Genomic DNA, 18,587 nt, shown 5'->3' on the forward strand with positions numbered 1-18,587 from the left:
CATAAAATGGAGTACACAATTTTAGGAATTATTTTAATGATTATTATGTTGCTCTATTTTAAAGTAGCAGATCATTTTAATATAATTGACAAGCCAAACCAAAGAAGTTCCCATACAGAAATAACATTAAGAGGCGGCGGGATCATATTTTGGTTTTCAGCCCTACTTTATTTCATGCAACATATACAAAATAATTATTTTTTCTTTACAGGTATAACTTTAGTAAGCCTAGTAAGCTTTTGGGATGATATTCAAAGTTTATCAAATAAAATTAGAATTTCAATTCATTTTCTTTCTATTACTCTAATTTTTTGTGATTTAAATTTATTCTATTTGATGCCTGTTTTGGGAGTTATAGTTTCTTATTTTTTGGCTATTGGACTAATAAATGCTTATAATTTCATGGATGGAATTAATGGTATTACAGGACTATATACTTTAGTGGTAATGGGATCATTATTGTATGTCAATACAAAAATTCAGCTTTTTACTGATGGAATGTTTATAAAGTATGCAATGATCGCTAGTTTAGTTTTTTTGTTTTTCAATTACAGAAAAAAAGCAAAATGTTTTGCTGGAGATGTTGGAAGTATTGCGATAGCTTTTTGGGTAATTTATTTGTTTGTAAAACTAATTCTTGTAACGGAATCACTAATTTGGCTACTATTTTTAGCGGTATATGGTGTCGATTCTGTTTGCACCATTATACATAGACTTTATCTGAAGCAAAATATTTTTGAAGCACATAGATTGCACTTGTATCAAATATTGAGCAATGAATATAAAATACAGCATAGATTAGTCTCGCTTTTATACGCCTTAGTACAGGCTGGAATTTCTATTTTGGTCATATTTCTTTATCAGAAAGTTCACGATTTGATTATTATTTTAATTATCATTTTACCGTTGCTTTGTGTTTATTCATCAAAATTTTATTTGTTAAATAAAGTTAATTTACGTTTAAAACATGGAACCTAAAATAATTCAAGGAGGGAAATTCTCAGATCATCGAGGGAGTATTTCGTATGTAAATGATTTCAGTTTTAAAGACATTGAAAGGTTTTATGTCATAAGCAATTCTATCGGAAATCCTATCCGAGCCTGGCAAGGGCATAAATTGGACGCTAAAAATTTTTATTGTCTTTCCGGATCTTTTAATATTCATTTTATTAAGATTGATAATTGGGAAAATCCATCTAAAGATTTGATTAGTGAGACTGTTTTTGTCTCAGAAGCTGACAGCAAAATTATTCACATTCCGGCTGGCTACGCAAATGCAATTGAATCTTTAGAAGAAAATTCCGTACTATTATCCTTTTCTACTTTGCCATTAAATGATCTAAGTGATGATGATGTACGTTATCCATCAGATTATTGGCCTTTAAACAATGGATCATAAAAGAATTTATTTATCATTATCTCACGAAAGTGGTTATGAGCATGAATATATTCAGAGAGCTCTAAAATCTAATTGGATTACGTCTGGAGGACCAAATGTTGATGAATTTGAAAATAAGCTTCAGGAGTATTTTGAAAATAAAAATTTTGTTGCGGCGTCTAATTCTGGAACATCTGCCATACATTTAGCGTTAATTTTATTAGGTGTTAAAACTGGTGATGAGGTGATTTGTCAAAGTATGACTTTTTCAGCTTCGGCAAATCCAATTTTATATCAGAATGCTCATCCAGTATTTGTGGATAGTGAAGCTGATACATGGAACATTTGTCCAAAAAATCTCGAGATTGCAATAAAAGATCGTATAGATAAAGGGAAAAGGCCAAAAGCAATTATAACAGTTCATTTGTACGGAATGCCTTATAAAATTGATGAGGTACATTTAATTGCTGATAAATATGGAATACCAATTATTGAAGATAGTGCAGAAGCTCTTGGAAGCTGTTATAAAGGGAAAAAATGCGGAAGCTTTGGCTATTTTGGAGTATTGTCATTCAATGGAAATAAAATTATAACAACTTCTAATGGAGGAGTATTAATAACGAATTCTGAAAAATTAAAGGATAGAGCTATATTTTATGCAACACAATCAAAAGATACTGCAGTACACTATCAGCACAGTGAAATAGGTTATAATTACAGAATGAGTAATATTTGTGCAGGAATTGGTCTTGGGCAAATGAAAATTTTAGAAGAGAATATTAGTTTAAGGCAAGCCAATCATTTATTTTATAAAGAGATTTTTAAAGAATTTAAAAATGTAAAGCTTTTTGAAAATCTGAATGATGATTTTTTTTCTAATTATTGGCTAAATGCAATATTACTAGAAACACTAAGAGAAAGGGAAAATCTACGACTTGCTTTTGAAGAAGCTAACATAGAGAGCCGACCATTATGGAAACCAATGCATCTTCAGCCAATTTTTGAAAAATATTCATATTATGGTGGTAAGATTTCTGAAGAGTTATTTGAAAAAGGATTATGTTTGCCATCAGGATCAAATTTAACTAATGCAGATAAAAATAGAATAAAAGAGGTTGTTATTAATTTCTTTAAATGAATATAAATTAAAAAATGAAAATCGAAGAAACATTTATAAAAGACTTGGTAATTGTAGAACCAATGGTGTTTGGAGACGAAAGAGGTTATTTTTTTGAATCTTACAGTAAAATTAAATTTGAAGATCTAGGAATTAATATTGAATTTGTTCAAGATAATCAATCATTCTCAAAGAAAGGAACTTTAAGAGGGTTGCATTACCAAAATCCTCCTTTCGCGCAAACAAAACTCGTTCGTGTTTTAGAAGGTGAAATTATAGATGTTGCAGTAGATTTAAGAAAAGATTCTACTACTTACGGAAAATCATTCAGTATTTTATTGTCAGCGGAAAACAAAAAGCAATTACTAGTGCCACAAGGATTTGCACATGGATTTTCTGTTATTAGTGAAACTGCTTCAGTAATTTATAAATGTGATCAATTTTATAATAAAGCTTCTGAAGGAGGTATTAATTATGACGATCCATCTTTAAATATTGATTGGGGAATGAATTTAGATGACGCAATTGTTTCAGAAAAAGATCAAATTTTACCTTTTATTGAAAATTGTAATAGCTTATTTTAATGAAAAAAATTCTAGTAACAGGAGCAACAGGGCAATTAGGATCTGAACTTTCAAGTTTAGCACCAGTCTATCCTCAATATGAATGGATATTTGCAGATCGTAGTAAAATTACATTAGATAATGTAGAGTTGCTTCAATCTCAATTAAAAGAAATTAATCCTGATATTATATTTAATTGTGGAGCTTATACAGCTGTGGATAGAGCCGAATCAGAAAAAGACTTGGCATTTAAAGTAAATTATTTAGCAGTAGAGTTAATTGCAAAATATGCCAGAGAAAATAATTCTAAATTAATTCATATTTCGACAGATTATGTGTTTGATGGCTCTTCAGCCATTGCTTTAAATGAAGAGGCTAAAACTAACCCTATAAATGTTTACGGACAAAGTAAATTGGCTGGAGAAACTGCTTGTTTGAAAGAAAATTCTGAATCTATTATAATAAGAACTTCATGGGTTTACAGTAAGTTTGGAAATAATTTTGTAAAAACCATGCAGCAATTAATGAAGGAGAGAGATGAAATTAATGTTGTAAATGACCAGATTGGTTCACCAACTTATGCTGCTGATTTAGCAAAAGCAATGATTGATATAATTGAATCCTCAAAATGGATTTCAGGTATTTATAATTATTCAAATGAAGGTGAAATTAGTTGGTATGAGTTTGCTTTGGCTATTAAAGAAATTGGATCTTATGAATGTAAGGTAGGAGGTATCCCTTCTTCAGCTTATCCAACTCCTGCAAAAAGACCTAACTATTCATTATTGGATAAAACAAAAATAAAATCAGTTTATAATTTAGCTGTTCCAGATTACAAAGAGAGTTTAAAAGAAATTTTTGTTTAAAAGTGATTTCAAATTTCGAAATCATAAATGAAATTATATGAAAGGAATTATTTTAGCTGGAGGTTCTGGCACAAGGTTACACCCATTGACATTAGCTGTAAGTAAACAGCTAATGCCGGTTTATGATAAACCAATGATTTACTATCCATTGTCAACTTTAATGATGGCTGGAATTAATGAAATTTTAATAATTTCGACGCCTCACGATCTTCCAAATTTTAAAAAGCTTTTAGGAGATGGTAGCACAATTGGGTGTAAATTTAGTTATGCTGAGCAGCCAAACCCAAATGGTTTAGCACAGGCATTTGTTATTGGCGAAGAATTTATTGGAAGAGATAAAGTGGCTTTAGTACTTGGAGATAATATTTTCTTTGGAACAAACATGCAACAGCTTTTAAAAGATAATGCTAATCCCGATGGAGGTGTTGTATTTGCTTATCATGTCTGTGATCCGGAAAGATATGGAGTAGTAGAATTTGACGAAAATAAAAATGCTGTTTCGATAGAAGAAAAACCGTTAGAACCAAAATCAAATTACGCTGTTCCAGGATTATATTTCTATGATAACTCTGTTGTAGAGATAGCAAAAAACATAAGGCCAAGTGCTCGTGGTGAATACGAAATTACAGATGTGAATAAAGTTTATCTTGAAAAAGGAAAATTAAAAGTTGGTATATTAAGTAGGGGAACAGCGTGGTTAGACACTGGAACTTTTAATAGTTTAATGCAGGCAGGGCAATTTGTACAGGTTTTAGAAGAAAGACAAGGTTTAAAAGTGGGTTGTATTGAAGAAATTGCTTGGAGACAAGGCTTTATTGATGATGATAGACTTGAAGAATTAGCTCAGCCATTACTTAAATCGGGCTATGGGACTTATCTTTTGGAATTTTTAAAGCAAAAGAAAAAAGGTGTTAAAGTTTAATTTGCATCATCAAGTGATTATTTAAAACCTTTAATTTGTATTTTTGTTTAAAGTTCAAATTTTACTGACTTAAAAAATGCTAAATTGAATACGGAAAAACCAAATAACATAGCCTCTTTGTTATATAACACTTTCTCTCCAAGAAATCTTAGGGCAAATATTAATAATCTCAGCTATTTGCCGAGATGGATAATTGTTGCTATTGATGTAATGGTCTTGTTTTTTTCTTTTTCTTTTACCTATTTACTATTTGATGGCACTGCAATAGGGTATATTATAACGTCGCACGATTTTTATTTTGTAGCAAGTTTAATAACAGTAAATATATTTTTCTTTTGGCTTTTTAGAACATATTCAGGAATTATTAGGCATTCATCGTATATTGATGCAATAAAACTGCTTTTTTCTCAAATGTCAGTTTTGGTTTTTTTTCTGTTCATAAATTTAATATTTGAACTGTATACTGGACATAAAGCTTTTTTAAATACAGCTCTTTTTATTAATCTAGTTCTATCGTTTTGTGGTTTATTCTTATATCGCGTAATTGTAAAACAGACCTTTGAGATGTACTTTTCGGAAAAAGCAACAACAAAGCTTGTAAGAACAGTTATTTATGGAACAGACGCAAATGCAATTTCCGTAGCAAATGCTTTAAAGTTTGAGACTCCTTCTAGATTTAAAATTGTAGGATTTGTTGATAAAAATAATCAGAATGCGTCTAAACGTATGCTTGATTTGCCAATCTTAATTTTGAGAAAAAAACTTCCTGCATTAATGAGGTCTGTTGCAGCTGAGGGTGTTATTATCGCTGACAAAAGCTTGACAAAAGATGAACAGCTTATTATAGTTGATCAATGTTTAGAATTCAATTATAGAGTATATACAGTTCCATTGATTTCTGACTGGGAAAATCAAAAAGAGATTTCTCAAAAAGTAAAAAATATACAGATTGAAGATTTATTAGAAAGAAAACCTATAGTTCTAGATAGTAAATCAATTTCTAAACAATTAAAAGATAAAACAATCCTTATCAGTGGAGCTGCAGGGTCAATTGGAAGCGAAATAGTAAGACAGGTTTTAAATTTTGGTCCAAAAAGAGTCATTGTTGTGGATCATGCTGAAACACCTTTGCACAATTTATGTCTGGAGACGCAAGGAATGAATGTCGATACTAAAATTGTAGCTGTAATTGCAGATGTAAGAAGCAAAAAAGCGCTGGAAAAGGTTTTTAAAAATTACAATCCACACGTTGTTTTTCATGCAGCAGCTTATAAACATGTGCCTTTGATGGAAGAAAATCCCTCTCAGGCAATTCAAACCAATATTAAAGGAACTAAAAATCTTGCTGATTTAGCTTGTAAATACCATGTGAAGAAATTTGTAATGGTTTCTACAGATAAGGCTGTCAACCCAAGTAATGTAATGGGAGCGAGTAAACGCATTGCCGAAAAATATGTGCAGTCTCTATTCTTAAAAAATCAAAGAGAAAATGTAGAAGGAGGTACGAAGTTCATTACAACCCGTTTTGGAAACGTTTTGGGTTCAAACGGATCTGTGGTGCCGTTGTTTACTAAGCAAATTGCTGAGGGTGGGCCAGTAACTATAACTCATCAGGATATTATTCGTTATTTCATGACAATCCCTGAAGCTTGTCAACTTGTATTAGAAGCCGGAGCAATGGGGAATGGAGGAGAAATCTATATTTTTGACATGGGAAAACCAGTTCGAATTATCGATTTAGCTCGAAAAATGATTAAACTTGCTGGTTTTATACCAGATAAAGAGATTAAAATTAAAATTGTTGGTTTAAGACCTGGAGAAAAACTTTACGAAGAATTGTTAAATGATACATCAAAGACTCTTCCAACATACCATAATAAAATTATGATTGCGCAAGAAATTCAAGACGAGTATGAGAATCTTCATATTGATGTTGATGAATTAATTGGTATTGCTGATTTTTATGAAAATGATGATATTGTTGCTAAAATGAAAAAAATAGTTCCAGAATTCAAAAGTATGAATTCAACGTTTGAAGTTTTAGATAAATAATGTACGATATTTCTATATTTAAAATATAATAAAAAGGTGTTTTTTAAACGCCTTTTTACATTTTTACACAAACTATAAAATGTTAAAAATCTTGTTAATATTTTAAATAAGATTTTTAAGCTCTTTTAAAATGGATTCTAAAAACACAAATGACTGGCTGTTTGAAATAACACCCAAGAATAAATTTTTCTCGCTTAATTTTAAAGAAATTTGGCAATATAGAGATTTATTAATGCTTTTTGTTAAAAGAGATATTATCACAGTTTATAAACAAACAGTTTTGGGGCCACTTTGGTATTTAATTCAGCCTTTGTTTACTTCTATAACTTTTACTATCATATTTAATAATGTTGCAGGAATTAAGACTGGATCAATTCCTCCATTCTTATTTAACCTGGCGGGGATTATGGTTTGGAATTATTTTACTGCTTGTTTAAATGGAACTTCAGATACTTTTAAATCGAATGCTAGTATATTTGGAAAAGTGTATTTTCCGAGAATCATAACTCCATTATCTATTGTTATTTCTAATCTTATCAAATTTGGTATTCAGTTCGGAATATTTATTTTCTTTTATCTTTTCTATTATTTTCAAGGGGCGGATTTAAGCCTAAATGGATCAATACTATTTTTTCCAATCTTAATTTCATTTATGGGAATTATGGGATTAGGCTTGGGGATGTTGATTTCTTCAATGGTTACAAAATATAGGGATTTAAACAATTTAGTTGGTTTTGGAGTACAGCTTTTGATGTATATTTCTGCAGTAATGTATCCGATGGAATTGATAAAAGAAAAACTCCCAAAATTTGGCTGGATTGTAGAATACAATCCATTGGCTTATGTGATAGAGACTTCTCGTTATATGCTTTTAAATATAGGAAGCATATCAATTTTAGGGTTGATATATACAATCGTAGTTACATTAATTATTTTCTTTACTGGATTGTTGGTTTTTAATAGAACAGAAAAAAGCTTTATAGATACTGTATAAATGAAAGACATCATATTAAAAGCTGAAAATATTTCTAAACAATATCGTTTAGGTCAAGTTGGGACAGGCACTTTGAGCCATGATTTAAATCGATGGTGGCATAAAATTCAAGGAAAAGAAAATCCATATCTGAAAATTGGTGATACTAACGATCGCTCAAAAAAAGGAGCTTCAGATTATGTTTGGGCTTTGCAAGATATTAACTTTGAGGTCGAAAGAGGCGAGGTTTTAGGTATTATTGGAAAGAATGGTGCAGGAAAATCTACGCTTTTAAAGATACTTTCAAAAGTTACAGCACCAACAAGGGGTTCTATAAAGTCTCGAGGTCGGATAGCTTCTTTACTGGAAGTTGGAACAGGCTTTAATGGAGAAATGACAGGAAGAGAAAATATATTTCTAAATGGAGCTATTTTAGGAATGACTAAAAAAGAAATTACCTCAAAACTTGATGAAATTATAGAGTTTTCTGGATGTGAACGTTATATTGATACTCCAGTTAAACGATATAGTTCTGGGATGACAGTGCGTCTGGCTTTTGCTGTGGCGGCTTTTTTAGAACCTGAGATTTTGGTAATTGATGAGGTTTTAGCGGTTGGGGATACTGAGTTCCAGAAAAAAGCAATTGGAAAAATGCAGGATATTTCAAAAGGGGAGGGAAGGACTGTTTTGTTTGTGAGTCATAATATGGCGGCGATAAAAAGTCTATGTACTAAAGGAGTTGTAATGGAGTATGGAAAGATTATTTTTGAGGGTGATTCACAAGAAGCTGTAAATTACTATTTGGCAAATGAGAGTCAAAAAAATAGCGATAATTTGCTGCTAAGAAGAGATAGAAAAGGAAGTGGAGAATTACGATTCTCTAATGTCATGCTTTTTAATGATAAAGGTCAAAATGTAAATGAATTATTTTCTGGAGAATATTCCAAATTCAGGCTTTATTTTGATATCCTAGAAGAAATTTCTGTTGAAAGTTTAGTTTTTGGTGTCGTTTTTAGAGATAACAACGAAATAAAGATTGCTGATTTCTATTCGGACGAAATGGGAGTAAAATTTAATAATGTTCTAAACAATGGATTTGTTGATTTAGAAATCCCTAAACTTTTATTAAGAGGAGGACAGTATAATTTAGACATTGTTGTGCAAAACGGAAGAATAGGAGTAAATCAAATTGATTTGTTGCATAATGTTTTTGTATTTAATGTTTTTGCAAGTAATTACTGGGGATCAAATAAAGTTGCTAGGGCTACCAATGTGGCAATTATAGACGGAATGTTTAAAGAAGAATTAATTTAATATGATGTTAATTAAGAAGATAAAGAGCTACGTTAAAAATTATTTTACTTCTTCGCATATCAATAAGGAAAATCAAATTTTTAAAACAAAATTTGGTAATTACAAACAGGCAGTAATTTTAGGTTCAGGACCTTCTATTTCTAAGTTTGATTTAAAAAAGTTTAAGGATGATTTTATCATAACAATGGGGAATTTTTATGAGCATCCTGAGATAAATGAAATTAATCCAAATATTCATGTTTTTGCTGCCTCACACTATCCAATTACCCGAACAGTGCTTCGTTCGTGGTGGGAAAGATGTAACGAAGTATTACCAAAAGAAACTTGGCTTCTTGTAGAAAAGAGAGACAAAGACATTGCAATTGAAGCGTTTAAAGACCGTAATGTTTATTTTTATTCATATGGAGGAAAACTACCTGTAGATTTAACAAAAAAAATAATGTCTCCATGGAGTGTTACCGTTGTAGGATTACAATTAGCTATTTATTGTAAAGTGCCTAAAATTATTTTGTTAGGAATCAATCATGACTGGCAATGTATTCATCCATATACTCATTTTTATGATCACAATAAACCTTCATTAGAATATTACTTAAAAAGCGAGGGAATAAAAATTAGTTATGAAGAGCAAAAGCTTCCTTTCCCGAAAGAACGTTTGTATAAGGAGTATGAACTTTATCAGCAGTATGAAAGTTTGAAAGTTGAGGCCAAAGCATTAGGTTTAGAAGTTTATAATGGTGATCCATTTTCTTATTTTGACGTTTTTCCATTTGAAAAACGATTTGATATTGTAGTTGAAAATAATCAATAGTAAAATATTAGTTAAGTATTTCAATTTCTTTTCATTATAGTGATGAGTAGTTTTGAAAAAATGATGTCCTATTTAATCATATCGATTAATACACTATCTGAATTTATAATATGTTATATTAATAGCCTAAAATTAAATGCAAAAGAATCAAATTTGTATTGTAATTCCGATTTATAAGGAAGAATTGAATTTGTTAGAAACGAAATCTGTTTTGCAATGTTTAAAAGTATTGGCCGATTATCCTATATATTTTGTAGCCCCAGAAGGATTAAAAATGGCTTTTTATGAAGAAAAATTTAGTGCAATAAGAAAGGCAATTTTTTTTGATAAAAACTATTTTGAAAGCCTACAAGGTTATAATAAGTTGATGTTGAACTCAGCTTTTTATAAAATGTTTGAAGCGTTTAGTTATATGCTTGTTTATCAGACTGATTGTTACGTTTTTAGAGATGAGTTATTGATGTGGGCTAAAAGAGATTTTGATTACATTGGTGGTATTTGGTTCAAGGGGTTTGCAGGAAATCCTTATGCTGGTGCAAAAATTTGGAAAGCTGGTAATGGAGGATTTTCTTTGCGTAAAGTTGATAGTGCAATAAAAATATTATCATCTAAAAAAACAATAAAGAATTTTTTAGAATTGCTTAGAGAAAAAAAAAAGTTGCTTAACGTTAGCAGATTGCAATTTATTACAGAATTATTTTTTTTACCATTAAATGTATTAGGGTATAAAAATAATTATTCATATTGTGCAAGCAATTATGAATTTAATGAAGATTTTTATTTTATTGAAATGTATGAGAAAAATAAAAACTTTAAAATACCGCCAATACAAGAGGTTTTAACTTTTTCTTGGGATACACATCCATATTATATTTATGAACTTACAAATGATATTCCTTTCGGCTGTCATGCTTGGTTTCGAGAAGATTTTCCCTATGAAGGAAATAAAAACTTTTGGTTAAAAAAAATAGATTGAAATGAATAGTCCAAAATTATCTATTATCACCATTAATTTTAACAATATTGAAGGTTTAAAAAAAACTATGAACAGTGTTGTGAATCAGACATGGAAACAGTTTGAGTACATAATAATTGACGGAGGATCATCAGATAATAGTCCTGTAGTTATACGAGAGTATGCTGATGCCAATAGAGTGAGCTATTGGGTAAGTGAGAAAGACAATGGGATTTACAATGCGATGAATAAAGGTATTAAAAAAGCTAAAGGTAAATACTTACTTTTTTTAAACTCCGGAGATTATCTTTTTGACAATAATGTATTCCAGAATGTTTTTAGAAATTTTGATTCTGATATTGATTTTATCTGTGGAAATCTTTATTTTGAACAAAACGGAAAGAAGTTAATTAAGGAGCATCCAGAACAAATGACGTTCAGTCATCTGGTTTCTCGTAATATTTGCCATCCCAGCACATTTATAAAAAAATCGTTGTTTGAAAAATATGACCTTTATAATGAGAATAATAAAATAGTATCAGATTGGGAATTCTTTTTTAAAACAATGGGGTTGAATGGAGCAACATATAAGAAAATTAATTGTACAATCACAAATTTCGATATGGGAGGAATATCGTCACTTCAGGAAGACCTGGTTCGAGAAGAAAAAAAAAGGGTTTTTAAAAGTTATTTGCCTTATGTGTTTAATAATGAAAATGACGACTATATCTTTGGGAGATTCATAGAAACAAATAAACGTTTCAACGCACTAAAAAAAATAGATAAAAGTCCTTTTTTTAGAAAGATAGCAACATTTCAATTGTTTTTTATAGAATTTTTGATTAAAATATTTAATGCAAGAAAATAAATTTCATAAGCAATTAAGGATATAAAATAAAATATTAATTGAAAATAGAAAAGATTGTGCATTGGCAATTGATTTGCTCAATACAAAAATAAAACTTTGCAAACGATCAGATCGTAAAGTCAAAAAAAATTGAATACTGGAATTTAACGATGGAAATTTAGAAATAAAGACGCTTCTTTTTGATATAGATAAATCAATTGATAAAAATCTATAATTATTTATGAAAAAAAAAATTTTATTATTTGGACCAATTGGTGATTATGGAGGGAGAGAAATAGAATGTAGTTTTATTGCTTGGGTTTTATCTACTAAGTATGAGGTTTCAATTTGTAGCACTGGAACAATAACCAAACAATCGCAACTTTTTAATTTTAATAAAAACCAAAAAGCTTTTAGTATTAAAGAAATACTATTTAATCATTTTTTAATATTAAAAATAATTGCTTTTTTATCTTATTTTAAAAACAGTCGTAAAGGAAAAGTAAGAGACTATGTGAACAACAATTTTGCGAGAAAGTTTTTAGGATATGATGAAAAAGTAGAAATTGTTTTGAAAGAATTAATTTCAGATTATGATGCACTTTTTATAATTGCACAACTTTCTTCAGGATTAATGGGGGATATGATTCGATTAGCAAAAGAGAAAAATAAAAGTGTATTATTTAGAACAACTGGAACCATTGCGTTTTCAGATTATGATTTCATTGACTTTGTAGATTGTTTTATTCATCATTCCTATAATAATGCAAGTAAAATTACAAAGGATCAGAAATTTGTTGTTATCGATCAGTGTGCAAATAGCGAGTTAGATTTATTAAATATTTCATTATCAAATAGAGAAGTTTGTAATTTTTTAATCCTGAGTAGACTCTCCCATGAAAAAGGAGTTGAAGAAATAATAGATTTCTTTTTAAGAGTTTGTACTGAAAAAGACATCCTTTATATTGTTGGAAATGGTGCTTTAGAGAAACATTTGAAAACTAAACATGAGAATTCAAGTAATATTAAATTTCTAGGTTTTTTAAATGGGGCTAAACTTTCTAATTTATTTGAGTTAATTGATTGTTTAATAATACCGTCTCCTGAAGAATCTGGACCATTAGTAGGAATTGAGTCAATGTGTGCTGCCAAGATTATAATTTCGACTAGAGTTGGAGCAATGAAAGAAAGAATGCAAGGGACTTCAAATGATTATTGGTTTGACTATAATGATTTTGAATCTTTTAAAAAAGTTTTTTTTGAAGTCAAAGGCTTAAATGAAGCACAAATTCGTAATATATCTGCTGAGCTAAGAAATAAATACAAAAAAGAATATTCAATTGGTAAAATAAGCGATAGTTATTTAAAGGTTGTTGAAGAGGTATTAAGTGTATGCGTATAGGTGAAAATCCAGAAAAGAAAAAATCTAAAAAACTTAAATATAAATTTTTTAGAGTTATAATTCCTGTTTACATCCCTGAGGAAGAATCTGAGTATTTTAATAGTGCATTTTCTGTTTTTAAAAAAAGCATATATTCTTTATTAAATACAATAGATGTTGAAAATACCAATATCACAATAATTAACAATAACTGCAAAAAAGAGGTCACAGATTATATTAACCTCTTAATTTCCAACAAAGATATTGATAGACATATTCACTGTAAAGAAAACTATGGAAAAGTACAAACAATTCTTCAGGAAGCTAGAGGATGTTACGAAGATTTTATTGCAATTATAGATTCAGATGTTTTTTTCTTTTCTGGATGGCAAAACCAAGTATTATCAGTTTTTAAAAGCTTTAAAAATGTAGGAGTTGTTGGTTTAGCACCTAATCCGAATACAACATTTTATTGCAATAATTCTCTTTTTACTAATGAATTTTTATTTGTAAAGAAAGACAAAGTCGTAGAAGATAGAGAATTGGAATTGTTCGAAGAAGGCATAAATAAAGAAAATTTTTTTGTTACTAAGAATAAAAATTGGAAGGAAAAACAATTTTATTTAGAAACAAGAACAACAAAAGCTGTTGTTGGAGCGGCACATTTTGCTTCTGTTTACAAAAAAGAAATTTTTAAAAGGCTACCTTTTGAAAAGCCTATTTATGTTTTTCCAGGTGGAGAGTTAAGCTTTTTAGACATTCCAATTGATAAATTAGGATATTACAGAGTTTCCTTATTAAAAGCTTTTGTGTACCATTTGGGGAATTCATTACCAAATTGGATTGATGAAAAAGTAATATTCGCAGAAAAAATGATGGAGCAATTTGAAAAGCCAAAAAAAATGTATGTTTTGATTCCCTATAGTTTTAAATGCATAATTGTGAGAGTTCTAAAGAAATTTAATTTCTATAACTAAAATGATAAACAATAATTTAGTTTCAATAATAATCGCAACATATAATAGAGCAAGTTTAATAGCAGAAACTTTAGATAGTATTTTAGCTCAAACGTATCAAAATTGGGAGTGTATAATAGTCGATGATGGCTCTTCAGATAATACTGAAGAGATTGTCGCTAAATATTATGATGATTCGAGAATACGGTTTTTTAAAAGACCAGAAGAAAGAATGAAGGGGCCCAATTCAAGTAGAAATTATGGTATAGAAAATAGTTTTGGAGAATTTATAATGTCTTTAGATTCTGATGATTGGATTCTTCCAGATTATTTGCAAAAAAAAATGGAAATTTTTAAAGAGAAGCCCGAAGTTAATGGAGTACTTTCAAAAACTATAATGGTAAATAATGAGAAAGAAACAATTAAAAAAGAACTAAGGACAAAATTGACTAATAATTTGCTTGAAGATTTTATTTCTTTAAATGTCTCTTGGTATATGCATGATATTCTGTGGAGAAAAGACTTTTTAAATAATAAAATCTTATACAATGAGAGCCTTCTTAAAATGCTTGATAGAGATTTTCATATAAGACGGTTAATTGAAGAACCTACCTTGTTTTTAGTTGATGAATACTTAGCATTATACAGGATTCACGAAAATTCAAATTCATCAAATTCAGATTTTTATGTAGCTGAATCTAGACATAACGCCATCATAGAAATTATTAGTTCTTTGAAAGATGTAAATAAACTTTCGAGTGGAATAAAATTTTATTTATTTAAACATCAGGTTCAAAATCTAGTAGTTTTATACAAACATCCCAAATGCATTCATATATATTTAAATTTGATTTTTAAGACTTTTGATTTTAATTTTCAATATTTTAAGTGGTTAATAAAACTAATACTTGGCTATGTTTCATTTAAGCTGACTAAAAGAGGTTTGCGATTTGTACAATAGATAAAAACAAAAAAAATATTATTTAAGATACTAAATAGTCCAAAAAAGATGACAAATAGTAACATTTTTTCTCGTTTTTCAAATGGAATTGAAAATGTATTTTTTGAAGGTAATAACTCCATTCCTCATGGATGTAATTTCTGAAGCAAAGTCATAATTAGATTTGCAACGATATTAGAGTATAATAATTTTATACACGGTGATGTAAAGATTGGGAAATATCAGATAAATTGATGTTGGAATATTTGCTAAAAATCATCCAACTAATTATATGTCAACCTATATTAATAAAAACTTGTTTGATGGCGAGTTAAAAAGTATTAGACAATAAAACAAAATATTTATTGGTAATGATGTCTGGATAGGTCATAATGTAATAATAGTAGGCAATGTTACTGTTGGAAATGGAGCAATTTTAGTTGCTGGTTCCGTAATAAAAAAAGATGTTCTTCCTTATTCAATTGTTGGAGGCGTGCCAGCAAAAATGATTAAAAAGAAATTTGCGGATAATATTATTCAAGAAATAGAAGGACTACGATGATGGAATTATTCAGAATCTGAATTAGATAAAATTAAACCGTTGTTTTTTTAAGATTTTCAAAATAAAAATAGTATTTATGAATAAAACAATTGCTATAATTCCTGCAAGAGGAGGCTCTAAAAGAATACCTGAAAAAAACATTCAAACCTTAGGAGATTTACCTCTAATTGCCCATTCTATTATTTATGCAAAAGAAAATAAAGCCATAATAGATGAGGTTTATGTTTCAACAGATAATAATGAAATTAAACAAATTGCAGTGCAATATGGCGCGAAGGTTATTGATAGACCCGAATCTATTTCGGGGGATTTGGAACAAACTGTTTCTGCTCTAAAGAATGTTTTAGAAAATATTGATTCTGATCAGATTGAAAATGTAGTTTTATTGCAACCAACAAATCCGCTACGTCCTAAAAATCTATTACAAGAAACTTTTGAAGATTTTAGGAAAGAAAACAAAGACAGTTTGTTTACAGTTTCGAGAAACCATCAAAAGTTTGGAAAAATTATCGATGATAAATTTATACCATTTAATTATTCTATAGGGCAGAGAAGTCAGGATTTAGAGCCACTTTATTTTGAAAATGGGCTACTGTATATTACAAAAAAGACTTTAATTTTAAATGATATAATTATTTCAGAAAATGCATTACCATTCAAAGTAAATCATATTTTTGCACAAGTTGATATCGATACTCAAGATGATTTAGATTACGCGAGATATCTGTATCTAAAGAAATAAAAAAATCCCAAATTCAAGAATAAATGAATCCATATATCGAAATAGCAGGTCGTAAAGTCGGACCAGATTACCCACCTTTAGTCATTGCCGAAATAGGAATTAATCATGAAGGCTCTTTACTGGTAGCCAAAGAAATGGTTGATGCGGCTAAAAGAGCAGGGGTCGAGGTTGTAAAGCATCAAACGCATATTGTAGAAGATGAAATGGCGGGAGCTGCTAAAAAAGTAATTCCAGGAAATGCAGATGTTTCGATCTATGAAATTATGGAAAGATGTTCTTTAAATGAAGAGGAAGAATTTGAATTAAAGAATTATGTCGAGAGTAAAGGAATGATTTTTATTTCTACTCCTTTTTCTAGAGCGGCAGCAGAAAGATTAAAAAAGTTTGATATTCCAGCTTATAAAATAGGTTCAGGCGAGTGTAATAATTACCCTTTATTGGAGCATATTGCCTCTTTTGGAAAGCCTGTAATTCTTAGTACAGGTATGAATACTATTGAGAGTGTTCAAAAAGCAGTTGCTATTTTTGATAAACATAATGTCCCTGTTGCATTATTACATACTACCAATCTTTATCCAACTCCAATTCACTTAGTGCGTTTTGGAGCGATGACTGAACTGCACGAAGCTTTTCCGAATAAAGTATTTGGACTAAGCGATCATACTTTAAATAATAATGCTTGTTTAGGCGCAGTTGCTCTAGGTGCTAGTATTTTAGAAAGACATTTCACAGATCATATGCAAAGACAAGGGCCAGACATTGTGTGCAGTATGGACGAAAAAGCGTGTAAAGAACTAATAGTTTCAAGTGCAGAAATTGCTCTAATGCGAGGCGGTACAAAAAAGCCAGCAGATGAAGAGCAGGTAACTATCGATTTTGCTTTTGCAACAGTCTGCTCTATTGCTTCAATTAAAAAAGGAGAAACTTTTACTAAAGAAAATATTTGGGTAAAAAGACCTGGTACAGGTAAGATTTTGGCAGAACAGTTTAATGATTTGATTGGTAAAACAGCGTCAAGAGATATCGAAAAGGATGAACAATTAGATTTTCCTGATTTTGAATAGTTCCGCTAGAAAAGTTCTTTTTTTAACAGGAACGCGTGCAGATTTCGGAAAAATAAAATCATTGATTCAAACACTTGAAAAAGAGCAAGAATTTGAGGTTTTTGTTTTCGTAACTGGAATGCATCTTCAGGCAGTATATGGATATACCCTGATAGAAATTGAGCGTTGCAACTTTAAAAATGTATTTACTTTTGAAAATCATACCCATGAAACCACAATGGATTTGACACTGGCAAAGACAATTGAAGGACTTTCTAATTATTGTAAAGAAACCAAACCTGATATGATTGTTATACATGGTGACCGCGTCGAAACATTGGCGGGGGCAATTGTCGGTTCTTTAAATAATATTCTTGTAGCTCATATTGAAGGAGGAGAAATTTCTGGAACTGTTGATGAGCTTATTCGTCATAGCGTAAGCAAATTGAGCCATATCCATTTTGTTTCTAATAAAGAAGCAGCTAAAAGATTGCTTCAGATGGGAGAGGTAAAAGAATCTATATTTACAATAGGTTCCCCAGATATAGATATTATGTTCTCGGAAAATCTACCTTCTTTAGAAACGGCAAAAAAATATTATGAAATTTCATTTGATAAATATGCAATCGTAATGTTTCATCCTGTAACTACAGAGTTTGCTTCGATGAAAAAATATGTTGTCGATTTTGTTGATTGCTTATTAAGTGACAGTCATAATTATATTGTTATCTACCCAAATAATGATTTAGGAAGTCAATATATTTTGGATGAATTCGATAGATTACAAAAGAATAACAGGTTTAGAGTTTTTCCTTCACTTAGATTTGAATATTTTTTGACCTTATTAAAGAATAGTCAGTTTATAATAGGTAATAGTAGTGCAGGAATTCGAGAAGCTCCCTATTACGGAATTCCAATTATAAATATTGGAACACGCCAGCAAAATAGAGCTGTTCATGCAGATATTATGAATGTTGATTATTCGAAAGAAAATGTAAATGATGCGCTTTCAAAAATAGATTCTCATAAAATTGATATTTCAAATAATGATTTTGGATCAGGAAACAGCAACGAATTATTTTTACAATCACTAAAGAAAAACGATATTTGGCAACTCAATCACCAAAAACAATTTAGAGATATATAAATATCTTATTTAATAAAT

19 protein-coding genes are annotated in these 18,587 nt (G+C 29.7%); all 19 read left to right on the top strand.

The features are described 5' to 3' along the window. The first annotated feature begins 6 nt into the window (after nt 1-6). The gene (locus ACWA1F_RS17955; protein ID WP_456895628.1) at nt 7-978 is read left to right on the top strand and encodes an MraY family glycosyltransferase; all 972 of its coding nucleotides are present in this window, start codon (nt 7-9) and stop codon (nt 976-978) included. Next, entirely contained in the window at nt 968-1,399 is a 432-nt protein-coding gene (locus ACWA1F_RS17960) for a WxcM-like domain-containing protein (RefSeq protein WP_456895630.1), read from the top strand. The genes ACWA1F_RS17955 and ACWA1F_RS17960 overlap by 11 nt, the downstream gene beginning before the upstream one ends. Next, a complete protein-coding gene (locus ACWA1F_RS17965) occupies nt 1,389-2,516 on the top strand; it encodes a DegT/DnrJ/EryC1/StrS family aminotransferase (RefSeq protein WP_456895632.1) in 1,128 nt (375 codons plus the stop codon). Before ACWA1F_RS17960 ends, ACWA1F_RS17965 begins: the two co-directional genes overlap by 11 nt. Nucleotides 2,517-2,530: 14 nt before the next feature. Then, nucleotides 2,531-3,079, top strand: coding sequence for a dTDP-4-dehydrorhamnose 3,5-epimerase (rfbC, locus tag ACWA1F_RS17970; RefSeq protein WP_456895634.1), 549 nt, complete (start codon nt 2,531-2,533; stop codon nt 3,077-3,079). Beyond that, nucleotides 3,079-3,924, top strand: coding sequence for a dTDP-4-dehydrorhamnose reductase (rfbD, locus tag ACWA1F_RS17975; RefSeq protein ID WP_456895636.1), 846 nt, complete (start codon nt 3,079-3,081; stop codon nt 3,922-3,924). Before rfbC ends, rfbD begins: the two co-directional genes overlap by 1 nt. A 37-nt stretch (nt 3,925-3,961) precedes the next feature. Further along, entirely contained in the window at nt 3,962-4,846 is an 885-nt protein-coding gene (gene rfbA, locus ACWA1F_RS17980; RefSeq protein ID WP_456895638.1) for a glucose-1-phosphate thymidylyltransferase RfbA, read from the top strand. Between the two features lie 108 nt (nt 4,847-4,954). After that, the gene (locus tag ACWA1F_RS17985; RefSeq protein ID WP_456895866.1) at nt 4,955-6,898 is read left to right on the top strand and encodes a polysaccharide biosynthesis protein; all 1,944 of its coding nucleotides are present in this window, start codon (nt 4,955-4,957) and stop codon (nt 6,896-6,898) included. 130 nt (nt 6,899-7,028) lie between these two features. After that, nucleotides 7,029-7,892, top strand: a complete 864-nt coding sequence (locus ACWA1F_RS17990) for an ABC transporter permease (protein ID WP_456895640.1) — start codon at nt 7,029-7,031, stop codon at nt 7,890-7,892. Next, the gene (locus tag ACWA1F_RS17995; RefSeq protein ID WP_456895642.1) at nt 7,893-9,185 is read left to right on the top strand and encodes an ABC transporter ATP-binding protein; all 1,293 of its coding nucleotides are present in this window, start codon (nt 7,893-7,895) and stop codon (nt 9,183-9,185) included. A gap of 1 nt (nt 9,186) precedes the next feature. Continuing rightward, nucleotides 9,187-9,996, top strand: a complete 810-nt coding sequence (locus ACWA1F_RS18000; protein WP_456895644.1) for a 6-hydroxymethylpterin diphosphokinase MptE-like protein — start codon at nt 9,187-9,189, stop codon at nt 9,994-9,996. A gap of 136 nt (nt 9,997-10,132) precedes the next feature. Beyond that, a complete protein-coding gene (locus ACWA1F_RS18005; RefSeq protein WP_456895646.1) occupies nt 10,133-10,972 on the top strand; it encodes a DUF5672 family protein in 840 nt (279 codons plus the stop codon). Between the two features lies 1 nt (nt 10,973). Next, a complete protein-coding gene (locus ACWA1F_RS18010) occupies nt 10,974-11,819 on the top strand; it encodes a glycosyltransferase family 2 protein (protein WP_456895648.1) in 846 nt (281 codons plus the stop codon). Nucleotides 11,820-12,039: 220 nt separating this feature from the next. After that, nucleotides 12,040-13,200, top strand: a complete 1,161-nt coding sequence (locus ACWA1F_RS18015) for a glycosyltransferase family 4 protein (RefSeq protein WP_456895650.1) — start codon at nt 12,040-12,042, stop codon at nt 13,198-13,200. Next, nucleotides 13,191-14,156 carry a glycosyltransferase gene (locus tag ACWA1F_RS18020; RefSeq protein WP_456895652.1) on the top strand — a complete coding sequence of 322 codons (966 nt, stop codon included), beginning with the start codon at nt 13,191-13,193 and terminating at the stop codon, nt 14,154-14,156. The genes ACWA1F_RS18015 and ACWA1F_RS18020 overlap by 10 nt, the downstream gene beginning before the upstream one ends. 1 nt (nt 14,157) lies before the next feature. Further along, nucleotides 14,158-15,096 (top strand): glycosyltransferase family 2 protein, encoded by a 939-nt coding sequence (locus ACWA1F_RS18025; protein ID WP_456895654.1) that lies wholly within the window; start codon nt 14,158-14,160, stop codon nt 15,094-15,096. A 343-nt stretch (nt 15,097-15,439) separates the two neighbouring features. Beyond that, entirely contained in the window at nt 15,440-15,637 is a 198-nt protein-coding gene (locus ACWA1F_RS18030) for an LbetaH domain-containing protein (RefSeq protein WP_456895868.1), read from the top strand. A gap of 76 nt (nt 15,638-15,713) precedes the next feature. Beyond that, nucleotides 15,714-16,379, top strand: a complete 666-nt coding sequence (locus tag ACWA1F_RS18035) for an acylneuraminate cytidylyltransferase family protein (protein WP_456895656.1) — start codon at nt 15,714-15,716, stop codon at nt 16,377-16,379. 23 nt (nt 16,380-16,402) lie between these two features. Continuing rightward, complete coding sequence (neuB, locus tag ACWA1F_RS18040; RefSeq protein ID WP_456895658.1) at nt 16,403-17,443, top strand: N-acetylneuraminate synthase; 1,041 nt, start codon at nt 16,403-16,405, stop codon at nt 17,441-17,443. Beyond that, the gene (gene neuC / locus ACWA1F_RS18045; RefSeq protein ID WP_456895660.1) at nt 17,436-18,569 is read left to right on the top strand and encodes a UDP-N-acetylglucosamine 2-epimerase; all 1,134 of its coding nucleotides are present in this window, start codon (nt 17,436-17,438) and stop codon (nt 18,567-18,569) included. Before neuB ends, neuC begins: the two co-directional genes overlap by 8 nt. Nucleotides 18,570-18,587 lie beyond the last annotated feature (18 nt).

Source organism: Flavobacterium erigeronis, assembly GCF_054075165.1.